Source organism: Aromatoleum tolulyticum (assembly GCF_900156155.1).
Taxonomy (GTDB): domain Bacteria; phylum Pseudomonadota; class Gammaproteobacteria; order Burkholderiales; family Rhodocyclaceae; genus Aromatoleum; species Aromatoleum tolulyticum.
Genome location: NZ_FTMD01000001.1, coordinates 470,887 through 487,840, shown reverse-complemented (window position 1 = coordinate 487,840; position 16,954 = coordinate 470,887). Strand labels below are relative to the sequence as shown.

Annotated in this window: 16 protein-coding genes; 13 read left to right on the top strand and 3 right to left on the bottom strand. The window is 70.5% G+C overall.

From position 1 onward, the window contains the following. The first annotated feature begins 82 nt into the window (after positions 1-82). Genes modA through BW991_RS02230 form a run of 4 tightly spaced genes read left to right on the top strand, consistent with a single transcriptional unit; the run spans position 83 to position 3,330 of the window. Entirely contained in the window at positions 83-838 is a 756-nt protein-coding gene (modA, locus tag BW991_RS02245) for a molybdate ABC transporter substrate-binding protein (RefSeq protein ID WP_076600455.1), read from the top strand. Positions 839-851: 13 nt separating this feature from the next. Further along, complete coding sequence (gene modB / locus BW991_RS02240; protein ID WP_076600454.1) at positions 852-1,523, top strand: molybdate ABC transporter permease subunit; 672 nt, start codon at positions 852-854, stop codon at positions 1,521-1,523. After that, positions 1,520-2,629: a molybdenum ABC transporter ATP-binding protein gene (gene modC, locus BW991_RS02235; protein ID WP_076600453.1), complete on the top strand. Its 1,110-nt coding sequence runs from the start codon at positions 1,520-1,522 to the stop codon at positions 2,627-2,629. Before modB ends, modC begins: the two co-directional genes overlap by 4 nt. A 59-nt stretch (positions 2,630-2,688) precedes the next feature. Next, positions 2,689-3,330: an MBL fold metallo-hydrolase gene (locus tag BW991_RS02230; protein WP_076600452.1), complete on the top strand. Its 642-nt coding sequence runs from the start codon at positions 2,689-2,691 to the stop codon at positions 3,328-3,330. A 296-nt stretch (positions 3,331-3,626) separates the two neighbouring features. Here the strand turns inward: BW991_RS02230 and mscL are convergent, their stop codons facing one another. Together mscL and BW991_RS02220 are read right to left on the bottom strand one after the other, a co-directional pair. Continuing rightward, entirely contained in the window at positions 3,627-4,055 is a 429-nt protein-coding gene (gene mscL / locus BW991_RS02225) for a large conductance mechanosensitive channel protein MscL (protein WP_076600451.1), read from the bottom strand. A gap of 163 nt (positions 4,056-4,218) precedes the next feature. Continuing rightward, complete coding sequence (locus BW991_RS02220) at positions 4,219-4,839, bottom strand: trimeric intracellular cation channel family protein (protein ID WP_076600450.1); 621 nt, start codon at positions 4,837-4,839, stop codon at positions 4,219-4,221. A gap of 164 nt (positions 4,840-5,003) precedes the next feature. On the opposite strand from BW991_RS02220, the gene BW991_RS02215 reads away from it, so the two are divergent. The 6 genes from BW991_RS02215 to BW991_RS02190 all read left to right on the top strand — a co-directional run bounded on the left by BW991_RS02215 (position 5,004) and on the right by BW991_RS02190 (position 12,983). Next, complete coding sequence (locus BW991_RS02215; protein WP_076600449.1) at positions 5,004-5,885, top strand: branched-chain amino acid ABC transporter permease; 882 nt, start codon at positions 5,004-5,006, stop codon at positions 5,883-5,885. Positions 5,886-5,902: 17 nt separating this feature from the next. After that, positions 5,903-6,862: a branched-chain amino acid ABC transporter permease gene (locus tag BW991_RS02210; protein WP_076600448.1), complete on the top strand. Its 960-nt coding sequence runs from the start codon at positions 5,903-5,905 to the stop codon at positions 6,860-6,862. Between the two features lie 296 nt (positions 6,863-7,158). Beyond that, positions 7,159-10,491: a bifunctional diguanylate cyclase/phosphodiesterase gene (locus tag BW991_RS02205; RefSeq protein ID WP_076600447.1), complete on the top strand. Its 3,333-nt coding sequence runs from the start codon at positions 7,159-7,161 to the stop codon at positions 10,489-10,491. Between the two features lie 40 nt (positions 10,492-10,531). Continuing rightward, entirely contained in the window at positions 10,532-11,692 is a 1,161-nt protein-coding gene (locus BW991_RS02200) for an ABC transporter substrate-binding protein (protein ID WP_076600446.1), read from the top strand. A 26-nt stretch (positions 11,693-11,718) separates the two neighbouring features. Continuing rightward, positions 11,719-12,351: a flavin prenyltransferase UbiX gene (locus tag BW991_RS02195; RefSeq protein WP_076600445.1), complete on the top strand. Its 633-nt coding sequence runs from the start codon at positions 11,719-11,721 to the stop codon at positions 12,349-12,351. Further along, complete coding sequence (locus BW991_RS02190) at positions 12,351-12,983, top strand: LON peptidase substrate-binding domain-containing protein (protein ID WP_076600444.1); 633 nt, start codon at positions 12,351-12,353, stop codon at positions 12,981-12,983. The genes BW991_RS02195 and BW991_RS02190 overlap by 1 nt, the downstream gene beginning before the upstream one ends. Positions 12,984-13,100: 117 nt before the next feature. On the opposite strand, the gene mutY is transcribed toward BW991_RS02190, so the two are convergent. Continuing rightward, positions 13,101-14,195: an A/G-specific adenine glycosylase gene (mutY, locus tag BW991_RS02185; protein ID WP_076600443.1), complete on the bottom strand. Its 1,095-nt coding sequence runs from the start codon at positions 14,193-14,195 to the stop codon at positions 13,101-13,103. A 144-nt stretch (positions 14,196-14,339) separates the two neighbouring features. On the opposite strand from mutY, the gene BW991_RS02180 reads away from it, so the two are divergent. From BW991_RS02180 to BW991_RS02170, 3 genes are all read left to right on the top strand, one after another. Beyond that, positions 14,340-14,840: a flavin reductase family protein gene (locus BW991_RS02180; protein WP_076600442.1), complete on the top strand. Its 501-nt coding sequence runs from the start codon at positions 14,340-14,342 to the stop codon at positions 14,838-14,840. A gap of 144 nt (positions 14,841-14,984) precedes the next feature. After that, positions 14,985-15,509 (top strand): hypothetical protein, encoded by a 525-nt coding sequence (locus tag BW991_RS02175; protein ID WP_076600441.1) that lies wholly within the window; start codon positions 14,985-14,987, stop codon positions 15,507-15,509. Then, the gene (locus tag BW991_RS02170) at positions 15,506-16,879 is read left to right on the top strand and encodes a GAF domain-containing protein (protein ID WP_076600440.1); all 1,374 of its coding nucleotides are present in this window, start codon (positions 15,506-15,508) and stop codon (positions 16,877-16,879) included. Before BW991_RS02175 ends, BW991_RS02170 begins: the two co-directional genes overlap by 4 nt. Positions 16,880-16,954 lie beyond the last annotated feature (75 nt).

Here is a 16,954-nt window from a genome sequence, read left to right as displayed (position 1 = left end):
CCCGCGGGGCTTGCGCTCGTGGCATGCTATTCGCTCTCATCCGTCAGGGAGCGCACCCAGCGCACATCGGGAGCCCGTTTCGATGATTTCGGCAATCCGCAGAGTCTTGGCTGCAACAGTCCTCGCGCTGGGCGTTACGCACGCGCTCGCCGCGGAGGTGCAGGTCGCGGTCGCCGCCAACTTCACCGCGCCGATGCACAAGATCGCCGCCGAGTTCGAGCGCGACACCGGCCACAAGGCCCGGCTCGCTTTCGGTGCCACCGGCAAGTTCTACGCGCAGATCCGCAACGGCGCGCCCTTCGAGGTCTTCCTCGCGGCCGACGACACGACGCCGCTGAAGCTCGAACAGGAGGGCGCGACAGTGGCCGGCAGCCGCTTCACCTACGCGATCGGCAAGCTGGTGTTGTGGTCGGCGCAGCCAGGCGTCGTCGACGACAAGGGCGAGGTGCTCAGGCGCGGCGCCTTCGCCCATCTCGCGGTGGCCAGCCCGAAGACCGCACCCTACGGGGTGGCGGCGATGGAGGTGCTGCGCAGGCTGGGCGTCGCCGAGGCGCTCGCCGCGAAGCTCGTCACCGGCGAGAACATCGCGCAGACGCACCAGTTCGTCGCCAGCGGCAACGCCGAGCTCGGTTTCGTCGCGCTGTCGCAGGTGTGGGCCGACGGCCGCCTCGCGGGCGGGTCGGCCTGGCTGGTGCCGGCCGAGCTGCACGCGCCGCTGCGCCAGGACGCGGTGATCCTCGCCGCAGGGCGTGACAAGCCCGCCGCGCGTGCACTCGCGGAATATTTGCGCGGTGCGAAGGCGGCCGCGATCATCAAGTCCTACGGTTACGGACAGTGAGGCGGGCGGGACGATGATGGATGCGGCGGACCTCGCGGCGATCCGGCTGACGCTGGAGCTCGCGGCCGTCACGACGGCGATCCTGCTCGTGATCGGCACGCCCGTCGCGTGGTGGCTCGCACGCACGCGCTCGGTGCTCAAGGGTGCGGTCGGCGCGGTGGTTGCGCTGCCGCTGGTGCTGCCGCCGACGGTGATCGGTTTCTACCTGCTGCTGCTGATGGGGCCGCACGGTCCGGTCGGGCAGCTCACGCAGGCGCTGGGGCTGGGCCTGCTGCCCTTCAGCTTTGCGGGCCTGGTCGTCGGCTCGGTGTTCTATTCGCTGCCCTTCGTCGTGCAACCGCTGCAGCAGGCCTTCGAGGCGATCGGCGAACGGCCGCTGGAGGTCGCCGCGACGCTGCGCGCGGGCGCGCTCGACACCTTCTTCAGCGTCGTGCTGCCGCTCGCGCGGCCGGGTTTTGTCACCGCCGCGGTGCTGGGTTTCGCCCACACGGTCGGCGAGTTCGGCGTGGTGCTGATGATAGGCGGCAACATCCCGGAGAAGACGCGCGTCGTGTCGGTGCAGATCTACGACCACGTCGAGGCGCTCGAATATGCGCAGGCGCACTGGCTCTCGGCGGGGATGGTGGCGTTCAGCTTCCTCGTGCTGTTCCTGCTCTACAGCCGCAAGCGCGGGGGCATGCGATGAGGCCCGCCGCTGCCGCGGTCGAGGGTTCCGGCGCCGGCATCGAGGCGCGCTTCCGGCTGGCGTGGTCCGGTTTTGCGCTGGATGCGGCGCTGCAGCTGCCCGGGCGCGGCGTCAGCGCGCTGTTCGGTCACTCCGGTTCGGGCAAGACGACGCTGTTGCGCTGCCTCGCGGGCCTGGAGCGGGCGACGGACGGCTACCTCGCGGTGCGCGGCGAGGTGTGGCAGGACGATGCGTGCGGCGTGTATGTGCCGACGCACCGCCGCCCGCTCGGCTACGTGTTCCAGGAGGCGAGCCTGTTTCCGCACCTGTCGGTGCGGCGCAACCTCGAATTCGGCCTGAAGCGGGTCGCCGCGGCCGAGCGCCGCGTGTCGCTCGATCACGCGATCGCGCTGCTCGGCATCGAGCCGCTGCTCGAGCGCATGCCGGAGCGGCTCTCGGGCGGCGAGCGCCAGCGCGTCGCGATCGCGCGCGCGCTGGCGACCAGTCCGCGCCTGCTGCTGATGGACGAGCCGCTGGCCGCGCTCGACGCGCGGCGCAAGGCGGAGATCCTGCCCTATCTGGAGCGCCTGCATGGCGAACTGGACATGCCGGTCGTGTACGTGAGCCATGCGCCGGAGGAGGTCGCGCGGCTGGCGGATCACGTCGTGCTGCTGCGCGACGGGCGGGTGCTCGCGTCCGGTGCGATCGACGAGGTGATGCCGCGCCTGGATCTGCCCTTCGCGCACGACGAGGAGGCCTTCGTCGTCGTCGATGCGCTGGTTGCGGGGCGCGACGAGCGTTTCGCGCTGACGCGGCTCGAATTCGCCGGCCTGCCGCTGTGGATCACCGGCCTCGATGCGCCGCTCGGGGCGCAGGTGCGCGCCCGCGTGCTGGCGCGCGACGTGAGCCTGGCGCTCGCGGAGCGCCACGATTCGAGCATCCTCAACGTGCTGCCGGCGCGCGTGGTGTCGCTCGACGACGCGAGCCCCGGGCGCACGCTGGTGCGCCTGGACGTCGCCGGCCGTGCCCTGCTCGCGCGCATCACGACGCGCTCCGCGGTGCAGATGGGCATCGCGCCGGGCATGAGCCTGTTCGCGCAGGTGAAGGGCGTGGCGCTGCTGCGTTAGGGTGCGGCACGCCGGCCGCGCTAAACTGTCGGGCCGTTCAACCCGACTTCCTGCCTGCCATGATCCAGCTGCGTATCGTACCGGTGACCCCTTTCGAGCAGAACTGCAGCATCGTGTGGTGCGACAAGACGATGAGGGGGGCGGTGGTCGATCCGGGCGGCGACCTGGAGCGCATCCGCGCCGCGGCCGACAAGCTCGGCGTGAAGATCGAGAAGCTGCTGATCACGCACGGCCACATCGATCACGCTGGCGGCACGGCGAAGCTCGCGCGCGAGCTGGGCGTGCCCATCGAGGGGCCGCAGGAGGAAGACCGCTTCTGGATCGCCGGGATGCCGCAGCAGAGCAAGATGTTCGGCTTTCCCGACGTCGAGGTTTTCGAACCGGACCGCTGGCTGCACGACGGCGACACCGTGACGGTGGGCGAGGAGAGCTTTCGCGTGATCCATGCCCCCGGCCACACGCCCGGGCATGTCGTGTTCTTCCACGCCGATGCGCGCCTCGCGATCGTCGGCGACGTGCTGTTCGCGGGCTCGATCGGCCGCACGGACTTCCCCAAGGGCGACCACGCGACGCTGATCCATTCGATCCGCGAGAAGCTCTTCCCGCTCGGCGACGACATCACCTTCGTGCCGGGTCACGGCCCGACCTCGACGTTCGGCGACGAGCGCCAGAACAACCCCTACGTCGGCGACTACGCGTAAGGGCCCGGACGACCGGGGCGACTCCGGGCGCCGGCGGTCCTCCGGGGGCGGGGCGAAAGGTGACTGGTGTAGTAGCGGTTCGTTCTTGGAGGGCTCATCTTGCGTTCAGCAGTTTGAGTCTCGGCCGAGTCCTTTCTTCGTGCATCGCTGGTGCAAATTAGCAGGTACCTTCCCCTTCAAGGGGAAGGACAGGATGGGGATGGGTTTCTTACGGGCGCGTCGGAGTCCACCCATCCCCACCCCAGCCCTCCCCTTGAAGGGGAGGGAGCTTCATCCCGACCAACAGGATCACGATTTCACGAGCCGCGCTTCAGCGCGTCACGGATCTCGCGCAGCAGCTTGATGTCTTCCGGTTCGGGCGCGGGCTCGGGCGGCGGTGCCGGCGGCTCGGCGCGCTTGAGGCGGTTGATCGCCTTGATCGCGACGAAGATCGCGAACGCGACGATGATGAAGTCGATCGTGGTGTTGATGAAGGCGCCGTACTTCACCAGCGGCGCGCCGGCCTTCTCGGCGGCTTCCAGCGTTTCGAAGGTCTTGTCGCCAAGGTTGACGTACAGGTGGCGGAAATCGACGCCGCCCATCAGACGGCCGACGACGGGCATGATCACGTCCTTGACCAGCGAATCGACGATCTTGCCGAAGGCGCCGCCGATGATCACGCCGACCGCCAGGTCGACGACGTTGCCGCGCATGGCGAACTCTTTGAACTCGCGCAGGAAACTCATTCTCGATAACCTCCCGGGGTGGTTGATTGGTCACGGCACGGCGCGCTGGCCGTGCCGACGCGGCTAGTGTGCCATCTTTTGCGCCTTTCGCACGTCATCGCGCGCCGGCGGCGGCTTCCCTACGGGATAGTCGTCCGTGCTGCGCGGCGCTATCCGGGAGGCCTTACATCCGCGCGCGGAACACGGGCAGGCGCCAGCCGAAGCGCATCGCCGAGAGGCGGATCGCGAGCACCACTGAGCCGGCGAGCAGGGCCGCCCAGGTGTGCGCGACCTCGAACTCCGACAGCGCGACCAGCAGCAGCGCGCCGACCCACGACGCGGTGGCGTACAGCGCGCCGCTGAAGACGAGCGGCACCTCGTTGCACAGCACGTCGCGCACGATGCCGCCGAAGGCGCCGGTGATGACGCCCATCAGGCTCGCGACCAGCCAGGGTGCGTCGAGGGCGAGCGCCGCCTGGGTGCCGCTGACCGTGAACAGCGCGAGGCCGATCGCGTCGGGCAGCAGGAACAGGCGCGCGGGCAGGCGCATCACGCGCGCCAGCGCGAAGGCCGCGAGGGCGGCGAGGAGCGCGGTGACGAGGTAGCTCTGGTCGGCAATCCAGAAGACCTGGCGGTCGAGCAGCATGTCGCGCAGCGAGCCGCCGCCGAGCGAGGCGGCGAGGGCGACGACGACCATGCCGAAGAGGTCGAAGCGCTTGTTGCCGGCTTCGAGGACGCCCGCGGCGGCCTGCGCGGCGACGCCGGCGAGGCCGATGCCATAGACGAGGGTATCGATCGGACGCATCGGGCGAGCATAGCATCGCGAGACGGCCCTCCGCAGCGGCAACAAGCAGCGTCGGGCTCACCACGGGCTTGGCATAATCGCGCTTTGCCCCTGCCGTTCCAGCCCCCCACCTTCGGAAGACGCATGCCCTTTTCACGACCAGGCACGACTTTGTCGCCGCATCCATGTCCGCGCAGACCCTGATCCAGGTGTTCGCGAGCGGCGTCGCGACCGGCTGCGTGTACGGGCTGGTCGCGCTGTCCTTCGTGCTGATCTACAAGGCGACCGGGGCGGTGAGTTTCATGCAGGGCGAGCTGCTCATGCTCGGGGCCTTCGCGGTGCTGGCGCTGCACGAGGCGGCCGGCCTGCCGCTCGCGGCCGCAGTCGTGCTCGGCGTCGCCGCGCTGGCGGCCTTCGGCGCGATGCTCGAGCGCACGGTGCTGCGCCGCACGCTCGGACCGGGGCACCTGACGGCGCTGCTGCTGACCTTCGGGCTGGGGATGGTGATACGCGGCGCCGTCGGGGCGGTGCCGGCGGCCAGCCACGCGATGCACCGCCTGCCGCTGCCCTTCGCCGGCGCGAGCGTGCAGTTGGGCGGCGCGACACTGGCGGCAGAGCACCTCGCGGTGATCGCGGCGACCGCGCTGCTCGCCGGTGCGCTGACGCTGTTCTTCCGCCGTACGCGCGCGGGGCTGGCCTTGCGCGCGTGCTCGGAGAACGCCGCGGTCGCGGCGCTGATGGGCGTGTCGGTTCCGCGCATGCATACGCTGGCGTGGGCGCTCGGCGCCGGGCTCGCCGCGGTCGCGGGGGTGCTGCTGGCGCCGGTGACCTTCGTCCATCCGAACATGGGGCTGGTGGCGCTGAAGGCGTTTCCGGCTGCGGTGCTGGGCGGCATGACGAGTCTGCCGGGGGCGCTCGCGGGCGGGGTGTTCCTCGGTGTCGTCGAGGCGCTCGCGGGGCTGGCGCTGCCGGAAGGGGCGAAGGACGTCGTGCCCTACCTGCTGATGCTGGCCGTGCTGCTGCTGTTTCCGGGCGGCTTCGCGGCCGGCCTGCGGGGGCGCCCGTGAGTCCGGCCGATGGCGGCATGGACGGCGCGCGCGACACCCGCAGCCCGCGCCCGTTCGCCGCGGCGGCCGCTCTGGCGGTCCTTGCCGCGCTCGCGGTGTGGGCGCTGGGCGCGGACTACGCGCTCGCGCAGGCTGCTTTCGTGGCGACGTGGGCGATCGCCGGGCTGGGCGTGATCCTTGTGGTGGGCCAGTGCGGCCAGGTTTCGCTGGGGCAGGGCGCCCTGCTCGGGCTGGGGGCCTACGCGCAGGCGCTGCTCGCGCTGCGCGGGGTGCCGGCGCCGCTGTCGCTGGCGGCGGCCGTCGCGCTGGGTGCGGCCGGCGGGTGGCTGGCGAGCCTGCCGGCGCGGCGGCTGGGCGGGCTGTATTTCGCGATGAGCACGCTGGCCTTCGCGCTGGTGGTCGAGGAGGCGCTGGTGCGCTGGGAGTCGCTGACCCGTGGCGCGGCGGGTCTTGCGGTGCCGCCGCTGGCGCTCGCTGGATGGGTCGCGGACACGTCGTTCGCGCAGGCGCTGGTCGGTGGCGTCGCGCTGGCGCTGGCGTGGTTCGCCTGTCGGCGCTGGGTGGCGTCGCGGCTGGGGCGGGCGTGGCGCGCGGTGCGCGAGGACGAGGTCGCCGCGGCGGCCGCCGGCATCGACGTCGCGCGCGCGAAAACGCTCGCGTTCGTGCTGGGCGGCGGGCTTTCCGGGCTGGCCGGCGCGCTGTATGCTCACTGGATCGGTTTCGTGAGCCCGGAACAGTTCGGCCTGATGCTGTCCTTCGAGCTGCTGATGCTGGCCTTCATCGGTGGCGCGCGCCACCTCGCCGGAGCGCTGTGGGGCGCGCTGGTGGTGGTGGCCCTGCCGCAGGGGGTGTCGCTCGCGGTCGAGCGCCTGCCGCCTGGGCTGGCGGGGGCCGCGGGCATCGAGACGGCCCTGTTCGGCGCCGTGCTGGTGATCCTCGTGTTGCTGCGCCCCGGCGGCCTGGCCGGATCGCGCTGAGCGTTTCCAGCGTCGCTATCACCCCGGGAACCAGATACCGTTCGGGCTGAGCCTGTCGAAGCCCTGCGATTGCCCTTCGACAAGCTCAGGGCGAACGGAGGGATTCAATCGTCGTTTGGATAGCGTGCAGCCGTTCACTGGCCGAGGGAGCACGTTGGCGTTAGCATTTGCTTACATTCCTGTCGCTGCGCGAGGGTTGCAAGCATGATCGGTGTTCCGGACACGCGTCGCCCCGCAATCGCTGGCTCCGTCTCCCGGTCGGCCGGCAGGCGGGGAAGGGCGGGATCGAGGCGGCGATGATCAGCTTGTCGGCATACGTCCGCCGGCAGCGGCCGCTGCTGGTCGGCCTGCTTGTCTTCCTGGCGACTGCGCTCGTCTCGGGCCTGCTGATTTCCGGTTTCGAGCGTCAGCGCATCGAGATCCGTCGCGTCGAGGTGACGAACACGCTGTTCGACGAGGCGCAGGATCTGCGCAGCAACATCGAGCACGCGCTGGCGGTGACCTATGCGTTGGCGGCGCTGGTGCGCCAGGGCGAGGGCCGCATCCCGAATTTCGAGGCGCTGGCGGAGCAGATGCTGCCGTTCTACCAAGGAGCTTCGTCGCTGGCGCTGGCGCCGGCGGGCGTGGTGCGGCAGATCGTGCCGCTGGCAGAGAATTCCGCTGTGATCGGGCACGACCTGCTGGCCGATCCGGCACGCAACCGCGAGGCCTTTCTCGCGCGCGACACCGGCAAGCTGACGCTGGCCGGTCCCTTCCCGCTGAAGCAGGGCGGCATGGGGGCGGTGGGGCGCCTGCCGGTGTACCTGCCGGACGAGACCGGGGAGCCGGCGTTCTGGGGCTTCGTCGCCGTCGTGATCCGCTTTCCCGACGTGCTGACGACGGCGCTGCTGCCTTCGGTCGAAAAGTACCGCTTCGATTACGAGCTGTGGCGCACCCATCCGGATACGGGGGCCAGGCAGGTCATCGCCGCTTCTTCCGCCCGGCCGCTGGTCGAGCCGGTCGAGCACGAGATCGAGGTTCCCAACGGGGTGTGGACGCTGGGCGTGGCGCCCGTCGCGGGGTGGAAGGACGGTTCCGGGCAGTTGTTCGAGCTCGCCGTGGCGGCGGTGCTGTGCTTCGCGCTGGGCTGGCTGGCGACGAGCCTGATGCAGCTGCGCGAGCATCGCAGCGCGCTGCAGCGAATTGTCTCCGAGCGGACGGCGGAGCTGGCGGCGCGCGAGGCGCGGCTGGCGGCGCTGATCGCTTCGCTGCCCGACAAGATGCTGCTGATCGACGAGGACAGGCGCGTCGTGGAGTGCCATGCGCCGGAACCGCGGCTTCTCGCCGCCCCGGTCGATGATCTGATCGGGCGCCTCTATGCGCAGACCGTGCCGCCCGAGGTCGCGGCGAAGTTCGATGCGGCGATCGACGCGATCGTCGCCGACGGGGGGCCGCGGCAGATCGAATATGCGCTCGATCTGGCCGACGGCGTGCATTACTTCAGTGCCTCGATCAGCCGGCTGACCGGTGCCGGCGGCCCCGCGGGCTACATTGCGCTGGCGCGCGACATCACCGAGCGGGTGCGCATGGAGCGCGCGCTTTCCGAGAGCGAGATGCGCTATCGGGCGCTGTTCGCCAACAGCCGCGTCGTGATGCTGGTGATCGATCCGGCGGACGGCGCCATCGTCGATGCGAACGAAAAGGCGTGTGCGTATTACGGCTACGATCATGCAACGCTGACGCGCATGCAGATTTCGGACATCAATGCGCTGTCGCGCGAGAAGGTGCTGCAGGAGATGGCCCGGGCGCGGGCGCGCGCGGCGGACTACTTCCAGTTCCGCCACCGTCTCGCGAGCGGCGAGGTGCGCGACGTCGAGGTCGCGAGCGGCCCGATCGAACTGGGCGGGCGCAGCCTGCTGTATTCGATCGTGCAGGACGTGACCGAACGGCGCCGCTACGAGGAGCGCATGCGCGAGGCGATGGTCGTGTACAACGCGTCGAGCCAGGCGATCATGACCACCGACGCGCAGGGGGTGATCACCTCGGTGAATCCGGCCTTCTGCGCGATCACCGGCTATTCGGTCGACGAGGTCGTCGGCCACCGCTCGTCGATGTTCAAGTCCGGGCGCCACGACCCGGCCTTCTTCGGCACGATGTGGAGCCGTCTCGCCGCAGGCGGCGCGTGGGAGGGGGAGATCTGGAACCGCCGCAAGAACGGCGAGATCTATCCGCAGTGGCTCACGATCACCGCGGTGCGCAACGACGACGGCACGGTCGCCGAGTATGTCTCGCTGTTCAGCGACATCACCGAGCGCAAGCAGCAGGAGGAGGCGATCTGGCGCCAGGCGAACTTCGATCCGCTCACGGGCCTGGCCAACCGCAGCCTGCTGCAGGACCGGCTGGAGCACGCGCTGGCGCAGGCGCGGCGGCACGACGGCAAGGTCGGCCTGATGTTCCTCGACCTCGACGGCTTCAAGTGGATCAACGATTCGCTCGGGCATGACGTCGGCGACGAGATGCTGGTCGAGGTCGCCCGCCGGCTCAAGGCGAGCGTGCGCGAGCAGGATACGGTGGCGCGTCTGGGCGGGGACGAATTCACCGTGGTCGTGAGCGACCTGCACGACCAGCGCGACATGGAGGACCTGCATGTGGTGGCCGAGAAGCTCGTCGCGGTGCTGCGCGAACCCTTCCTGCTGGGCAACGCCCGGCATCACGTCTCCGGCAGCATCGGCATCACGGTCTTCCCGGACGATGGTGCGGACGTGCAGACGCTGCTGCGCAACGCGGACATCGCGATGTACAAGGCCAAGCAGGCCGGCAAGAACCGCGCGCAGTTCTACGCGCACCACATGCAGGCCGACGCGCTGGCGCGCGTGCAGCTGGAGAACGACCTGCGCATCGCGGTCGAGCAGCAGCAATTCGTGCTGCACTACCAGCCCATCGTGAATACCGCGAGCGGGCGCATCGTCGGCGCCGAGGCGCTGATCCGCTGGCAGCATCCGCGGCGCGGGCTGGTGTCTCCGGCCGACTTCATCGCGGTGGCCGAAGACTGCGGCCTGATCGTGCCGATCGGCGCATGGGCGTTGAGCGAGGCGGTGCGTCAGTCGCGCGCGTGGCGCGAGGCGGGCTACCCGGCGCTGCGCATCGCGGTCAACGTGTCCGGCGTGCAGTTCCGCGAACCCGGCCTGCCCGAACTGGTGCGCTCGCTGCTCGCGGGCGCGGCGGACGGTCGCGAGCACCTGATGCTGGAGATCACCGAATCGGTGCTGATGGACAGCAGCGAGGAGGCCGAGGCGCGCATGCGCGAAATCAACGGCCAGGGCATAGGCTATTCGCTCGACGACTTCGGTACCGGCTTCTCGTCGCTGTCCTACCTCAAGCGCTTCCCCGTCGACGTCGTGAAGATCGACCGCAGCTTCGTGCGCGACTGCCCCGACGACCGCAGCGATGCGAGCCTGGTCGAGGCGATCATCAACATGGCGCACAGCCTGGACCTCAGGGTCACGGCGGAAGGGGTCGAGTCCGAAGCGCAGCGCGACTTCCTGCGTCGCCTGGGCTGCGATTACCTGCAGGGCTACCTGATCGGCCGACCGATGCTGGCGGCGGAACTCGCGCTGCGCATGGCGGCCGACGGCGTGCTTCACGGATAATCGCCCCTTTTTGGGCGTCGCTGGCCGCGCCGGAGGATCCATGAAGCTCATCCGCCGCACCCTTGCCGCGCTCGTCCTGGCCGTCGCGGGCGTTGCCGCGGCGCAGGTTCCGGGCGTCGGCGAGCGCGAGATCGTCGTCGGCAGCATCCAGGACCTGTCGGGCCCGATCGCGCTGCTCGGCGTGCCGGTGCGCGACGGCATGCAGATGCGCTTCGACGACGCCAACGCCGCCGGCGGCGTGCATGGACGCAAGCTGCGCCTCGTCGTCGAGGACGCCGGCTACGACCCGAAGAAGGGCGTGCTCGCCGCGCGCAAGCTCGTCCAGCGCGACCGCGTGTTCGCCTTCCTCGCGAACCTCGGCACGCCGGTCGTGATGGCGACGATGCCGCTGATCGTCGATGCCGGCCGGCCGCACCTGTTCCCGTTCTCGCCGCACGAATCGACCTACGCGCCGCGCCACCCGCTGAAGTTCCAGATGTTCGCGCCCTACCAGGACTACATGGACGCGGCGACGCGCTACATGGTGCAGACGCACGGCTACCGCAAGACCTGCCTGCTGTACCAGGACGACGACTACGGCCTCGAGGTGATGAAGGGCGTCGAGGCGGGCCTGGCGAAGCTCGGCCAGCCGCTCGTCGAGAAGACCAGCTACAAGCGCGGCGCGACCGACTTCTCCAGCCAGATCGCGCGCCTGCGCGGCGCGGGCTGCGACTTCGTCGTGCTCGCGACCGTCGTGCGCGAGACCGTCGCGGCCGTCGCCGAGGCACGCCGCACCGGCTGGAACGTCGACATGCTGGTCACCGCGTCGGGCTATTCGGCGCAGACGCACGAGCTGGGCGGCAAGGCGGTCGAGGGGCTGTACGGCGTCACCGTGCTGCCGCACCCCTACGAGGCGGGCGCGAACGGCCAGCTCGCCGACTGGATCCGCCGCTACCGCGAGCGCTTCGGCGCCGCGCCCAACGTGTGGAGCGTGATGGGCTACGGCGTCGCCGACCTGTTCGTGAAGGCCGCGGACAAGGCCGGGCGCGAGCTCACCGTCGAGCGCTTCACCGCTGCAATGGAGTCGCTGCACACCCCGCGCGACTTCTTCGGCGCCCCGGAGTATCGTTTCAGTCGCGACGACCACCTCGGCAACCGCCACGGCCGCATCGCGCAGATCCGGGATGGCCGCTGGGTGATCCTGAGCGACTACCTGAAGTGAGAACCCGAAGTGAGAACCCCTCCCCGATGAGCCCCGTCGTTCCGCAGACCGTCGCCGTTGCCTTCACCGGCGCCTCGGGCATGCCCTACGGGATGCGTCTCGTCGAATGCCTGCTGGATGCCGGCTGCACGGTGTGGCTGTTGTACTCGCAGGTCGCGCAGATCGTCGCGCGCCAGGAGATGAACCTCGAGCTGCCCTCGCGCCCGGCCGAGGTCGAGGCGCTGCTCGCCGCGCGCTTCAGGGCCGCGGACGGCCAGCTGCGCGTGTTCGGCCGCGAGGAATGGTTCGCGCCGCTCGCCTCCGGCTCCAACCCCGCCGATGCGATGGTCGTGTGCCCGTGCACGATGGGCACGCTCGCCGCGATCGCCGCCGGCCTCAGCCAGAACCTCATCGAGCGCGCCGCCGACGTCGCGATCAAGGAAGGGCGCAAGCTCGTGCTGGTGCCGCGCGAGACGCCGTTCTCGGCCATCCATCTCGAGAACATGCTCAAGCTCGCGCGCCTCGGCGTGGTGATCCTGCCGCCCAGCCCCGGCTTCTACAATCACCCGCAGACGGTCGGGGAGATGGTCGATTTCGTCGTCGCGCGCGTGCTCGACCAGATCCGCGTGCCGCACCGCCTGATGCAGCGCTGGGGCGAGACGGGCGGGGAGAACCCGTGATGGCGGATGCCGCGCAGTTGCCACCGCTGTTGCCTCTCTTTCCGTTGCAGACGGTGCTCTTCCCCGGTGCGCTGTTGCCGCTGCACGTGTTCGAGGCGCGCTACATGGACCTTGCGACGCGCTGCCTGAGGGACGGCTCGGTGTTCGGCGTGAACCTGATCGCGGAAGGCCGCGAGGTCGGGGCGCCGGCGCGGCCCTACGAGGTCGGCGTGAGCGCGCGCATCGTCGAATGGGACATGGCCAAACCCGGCACGCTCGACCTCGTCGTGCGCGGCGAACGCCGCTACCGTGTCCTGCGCTCCGAGCTCGGCGCCAACAGCCTGTTGCTCGGCGAGGTCGAATGGCTCGCCGAGGCGCCGCACCGGGCCATTCCCGACAACTGCCTGTCGCTGGTCGCGCTGCTGCGCGCAATCGTCGAGGATGCGGGCGTCGAACGGTTGCCCGAACCGCACGATTTCGACGACGCCGGCTGGGTCGGGCTGCGCTTCGCCGAGGTGCTGCCGATCCCGGCGCAGGCCAAGCAGGCGCTGCTCGAACTGGACGATCCGACGGATCGGCTGGAGATCGTCCGCCAGTTCCTCGACCAGCGCGGCCTGCTCGCGGAGCGCATGAAGCAGCCTAAAGGCAGCTGAGGCACGGCGGCGGCGCTGAGTCGTAGGGCGGAAAAGCGAAGCGCCTTCCGCCACATGCATACCGTCGATACTGCGCATTCGTCGGATAACGCCTTCGGCTCATCCGCCCTACGGCGCTCACAAGGGCAGCTCGCGCTGCGGCGTCTCCTTCGGCCCGTCGACGACATCGCCGAGGATGCGCCGCACCGGCGTCGGCAGGCCCGCGTCCGCGAGCGCATCGAGCGCCAGCCAGCGGTGGTCGTCGTCCGCGGCGACGCGTCCGCGGCCCGCGACCTCGACCAGCACGGGCGTCATCTCCAGGCGGAAATGGGTGAAGGCATGGTTCAGCACCGCCAGCGGGCGCGTTGCATGTGCGCTGAGGCCGTAGCGCATCTCCACCCAGCGCGCCGCATCCGGCTCCTGTTCCGGAATCTCCGGCAGCGCGAGCAGCCCGCCCCAGATCCCGGTCGGCGGCCGGCGTTCGAGCAGCACCTCCCCGTCGGCAACGATCGCGGCGACGCGCGCATGGCGTTGCGGCACGGCCTTCTTCGGGCGCGCCGCGGGCAGTTCGCCGACGCGCTCCTCGCGCAGCGCGACGCACATCTCCGCCATCGGGCAGCGTCCGCAGGCGGGGCGGGCGCGCGTGCACAGGGTCGCGCCGAGGTCCATCTGCGCCTGGATGTAGGTGCCGATCCCCGTCTGCGGCAGCAGGTCCTCCGCGAGCGCCCACAGGCGCTGCTCGACCGCGCGCTCGCCGGGAAAGCCGCCGATGCCGAACACGCGGCACAGCACGCGCTTGACGTTGCCGTCGAGGATCGCCGCGCGCTCGCCGAAGGCGAAGGCGGCGATCGCCGCCGCGGTCGAGCGGCCGATGCCGGGCAGCTCCGCAATCTCCGCGGCGCGGCGCGGGAATTCGCCGTCGTGCCGCGTCACGACCGCCTGTGCGGCTCGGTGCAGGTTGCGCGCCCGCGCGTAGTAGCCCAGTCCGCTCCACAGCGCGAGCACGTCGTCGACCGGCGCGGCGGCGAGGCGCGCGAGGTCCGGGAAGCGGGCGAGGAAGCGCGCGTAGTACGGGATCACCGTATCCACCTGGGTCTGCTGCAGCATGATCTCCGACAGCCAGATGCGGTACGGATCGCGCGTGTTCTGCCACGGCAGGTCGTGCCGCCCGTGCCCGCGGTGCCATGCGATCAGCCGCAGCGCGAAGTCGCTGTCCCTCGTCGTCCCGTCCATCCCTTCCCCAGTCCTTTTCCTTTTCGCGGTTGCGTTTCCGCCCCTGCCGCGTTGCCCTGCGCGGTGCGCGCAGCGATAATCGCCGGTCCCCTCCAATTCCCCGCCTGCCCCGAGAAGGGCCGGCGCTGATCACAAGAACCGCTCATGTCCCAGCCGCCCGTCACCCATCAGGATTTCACCCGCGCCTTCCGCGATGCCCTCGGCATGTTCGCCACCGGCATCGCCGTCGTCACGACGCGCGCGCCCAGCGGCGAGGGGATCGGCCTGACGGTCAACTCCTTCAACTCCGTGTCGCTCGATCCGCCGCTCATCGTGTGGAGCCTGTCGCGCAATCTGGCCAGCCTGCCGGTGTTCGAAGCCTGCGAATACTACGCGGTGAACGTGCTCGCGGAGGACCAGCAGCACCTGTCGCAGCTTTTCGCGACGCGCTCGGACGACAAGTTCGCCGGTCTCGACATCGACGACGGCCTGTACGGCGTGCCGCTGCTGAAGAACTGCTGCGCGCGCTTCGAATGCCGCAACACGGCGCGCCACGACGGCGGCGACCACCTCGTCTTCATCTCCGAAGTCGTGCGCTTCGACCGCGAGGACCGCGCCCCGCTCATCTACCATGCTGGCGCCTATCGCCGCCTCAGCGCGGGCTGAGGTCCCGATTCGCTGACGTTTTCTCCGGGCGGCGCCCGCGGCTGGGCGAACTATACTGTCCAGTAAGCCGGCGCACGACCGGTAAAGCCGTGCCCGCCGTGGAAGGGTACCGACCCCAAAACGCCTGCGATCGCCTGCGACCGGATGCCCGACCAGCCGCCCTCCGTTCCCTCCGCCGCTCCCGAATCCCCGATCGACGCCGAGCACGCGGCCTTCATCGCGACGGCGGGCGCGTCGATCAGCGTCGGCTCGTCCAGCGCCGACCTGCTGCCCAGCATCACGCGCGGCATCGGCTGCCGCATCGCCCCCGACCGGTCGCGCATCAGCGTCTTCGTCGCCGCCGACCAGGCGCGCGAACTGCTCGACGACGTGCGCGCCACGCGGCGCATCGCCGTCGTGTTCAGCGAGCCGCACAGCCACCGCACGCTGCAGATCAAGGGCCGCGACGCCGTCGTCGAGTCGCTCGAGCCCGGCGACCGCGAACGCATCGAGCGCTACCGCACGGCCTTCACCGCGGAACTCGGGGCGATCGGCTTCGGCCCGCTATTCACGCACGCGCTGATCGACAGCGGCGGCGGCGACGTCGTCGCGCTCGCCTTCACGCCCTGCGCCGCCTTCGACCAGACGCCCGGCCCGCGCGCCGGCGAACCGCTCGCGAACGCGAAATGACGCAGCGCCTCGATGCCATCCGCGAATGCCTCGAAGGCGCGGTGCCGGGGATCATGGCGACCTGCGCGGCCGACGGCACGCCCAACGTCGCCTACCTGTCGCAGACCGAGTACGTCGACGGGCGGCACATCGCGCTGTCCTACCAGTTCTTCAACACCACGCGCCGCAACATCCTCGAAAACCCCGAGGCGCGCTTGATCGTCACGCACCCGCACACCGGCGAGCGCTTCCGCCTGCGCCTGCGCTACCTGCGCACCGAAACCGCCGGCCCGCTGTTCGAGCGCATGAAGGCCAAGCTCGCCGGCATCGCGTCGCATACCGGCATGAGCGGCGTGTTCCGCCTGCTCGGCTCGGACATCTACCGCGTCTCCGAGATCGAACGCATCCCCGGCGCCGCGCTCGCGCCGCCGCCCCCGCGGGCAAGCCTGCTCGCCGCGCTGCGCGCGGTGTCGGCGCGCATCGCGTGCTGCCGCGAGCTCGACCTGCTGTTCGCCGAGACGCTCGCCGGGCTGGAAGCGCAGTTCGACATCCGCCACGCGATGGTGCTGCTGCTCGACGGCTCGGGCTCGCGCCTGTACACGATCGCGAGCCGCGGCTACGAGGCGTCCGGCGTCGGCTCGGAGATTCCGTTGGGGCAGGGCGTGATCGGCGTCGCCGCGCGCGAGGGCACGCCGATCCGCATCGGCTACGCGACGCTCGAGTACGCCTACGGCCGTGCGATCCGCGCCGCAACCGAGGCAAGCGGGCTCGCCGATGCGCTCGAGACCGAGATCCCGCTCCCCGGCCTCGCCGACTCGGCGAGCCAGCTTGCGGTGCCGATCCGCGCCGCGGGGCGCCTGCTCGGCGTGCTGTACGTCGAAAGCCCGCACAACCTGCGCTTCGGCTACGACGACGAGGACGCGCTGGTTGCGCTCGCCGGCCAGCTCGGCGCGGCGACGCTGGCGCTGCAGCAGGCGAGCGAGTTGCAGGAGGAAGTGCTCGTCCCCGAACCGCCGCCCCAGTCCTCCGCAGGCCGCCCGGTCGTCGTGCGCCACTACGCCGGGGACGACAGCGTCTTCCTCGACGACGACTACCTGATCAAGGGCGTGGCCGGCTCGATCTTCTGGGCGCTGGTGCGCGACCATGTCGACACCGGCCGCAGCACCTTCAGCAACCGCGAGCTGCGCCTCGACCCGCGCATCCGCCTGCCGGATCTTTCCGACAACCTCGAGGCGCGCCTGATCCTGCTGCGCCGCCGCCTCAACGAGCGCGAGGCCTGTGTGCGCCTCGAGAAGGCCGGCCGCGGCCGCCTGCTGCTCACCGCGTCGCGTCCGCTCACCCTCGTCGAGGCCGGGCAGGGCGGTGCGCGCGCCGACGGCGCGGGCTGCTGAGCCGGCTTCCTAAATCTTCCCTCAGCGAATCCTAAGAGTCTCTTAAGCCCCGTCCACGGGGCGCTGCGCACGCCT

Bases quoted from the DNA above. Each gene is read 5' to 3' on its own strand.
- modA (WP_076600455.1), top strand. From the start codon at position 83: ATGATTTCGGCAATCCGCAGAGTCTTGGCTGCAACAGTCCTCGCGCTG.
- modB (WP_076600454.1), top strand. From the start codon at position 852: ATGATGGATGCGGCGGACCTCGCGGCGATCCGGCTGACGCTGGAGCTC.
- modC (WP_076600453.1), top strand. From the start codon at position 1,520: ATGAGGCCCGCCGCTGCCGCGGTCGAGGGTTCCGGCGCCGGCATCGAG.
- BW991_RS02230 (WP_076600452.1), top strand. From the start codon at position 2,689: ATGATCCAGCTGCGTATCGTACCGGTGACCCCTTTCGAGCAGAACTGC.
- mscL (WP_076600451.1), bottom strand. From the start codon at position 4,055: ATGAGTTTCCTGCGCGAGTTCAAAGAGTTCGCCATGCGCGGCAACGTC.
- BW991_RS02220 (WP_076600450.1), bottom strand. From the start codon at position 4,839: ATGCGTCCGATCGATACCCTCGTCTATGGCATCGGCCTCGCCGGCGTC.
- BW991_RS02215 (WP_076600449.1), top strand. From the start codon at position 5,004: ATGTCCGCGCAGACCCTGATCCAGGTGTTCGCGAGCGGCGTCGCGACC.
- BW991_RS02210 (WP_076600448.1), top strand. From the start codon at position 5,903: ATGGACGGCGCGCGCGACACCCGCAGCCCGCGCCCGTTCGCCGCGGCG.
- BW991_RS02205 (WP_076600447.1), top strand. From the start codon at position 7,159: ATGATCAGCTTGTCGGCATACGTCCGCCGGCAGCGGCCGCTGCTGGTC.
- BW991_RS02200 (WP_076600446.1), top strand. From the start codon at position 10,532: ATGAAGCTCATCCGCCGCACCCTTGCCGCGCTCGTCCTGGCCGTCGCG.
- BW991_RS02195 (WP_076600445.1), top strand. From the start codon at position 11,719: ATGAGCCCCGTCGTTCCGCAGACCGTCGCCGTTGCCTTCACCGGCGCC.
- BW991_RS02190 (WP_076600444.1), top strand. From the start codon at position 12,351: ATGGCGGATGCCGCGCAGTTGCCACCGCTGTTGCCTCTCTTTCCGTTG.
- mutY (WP_076600443.1), bottom strand. From the start codon at position 14,195: ATGGACGGGACGACGAGGGACAGCGACTTCGCGCTGCGGCTGATCGCA.
- BW991_RS02180 (WP_076600442.1), top strand. From the start codon at position 14,340: ATGTCCCAGCCGCCCGTCACCCATCAGGATTTCACCCGCGCCTTCCGC.
- BW991_RS02175 (WP_076600441.1), top strand. From the start codon at position 14,985: ATGCCCGACCAGCCGCCCTCCGTTCCCTCCGCCGCTCCCGAATCCCCG.
- BW991_RS02170 (WP_076600440.1), top strand. From the start codon at position 15,506: ATGACGCAGCGCCTCGATGCCATCCGCGAATGCCTCGAAGGCGCGGTG.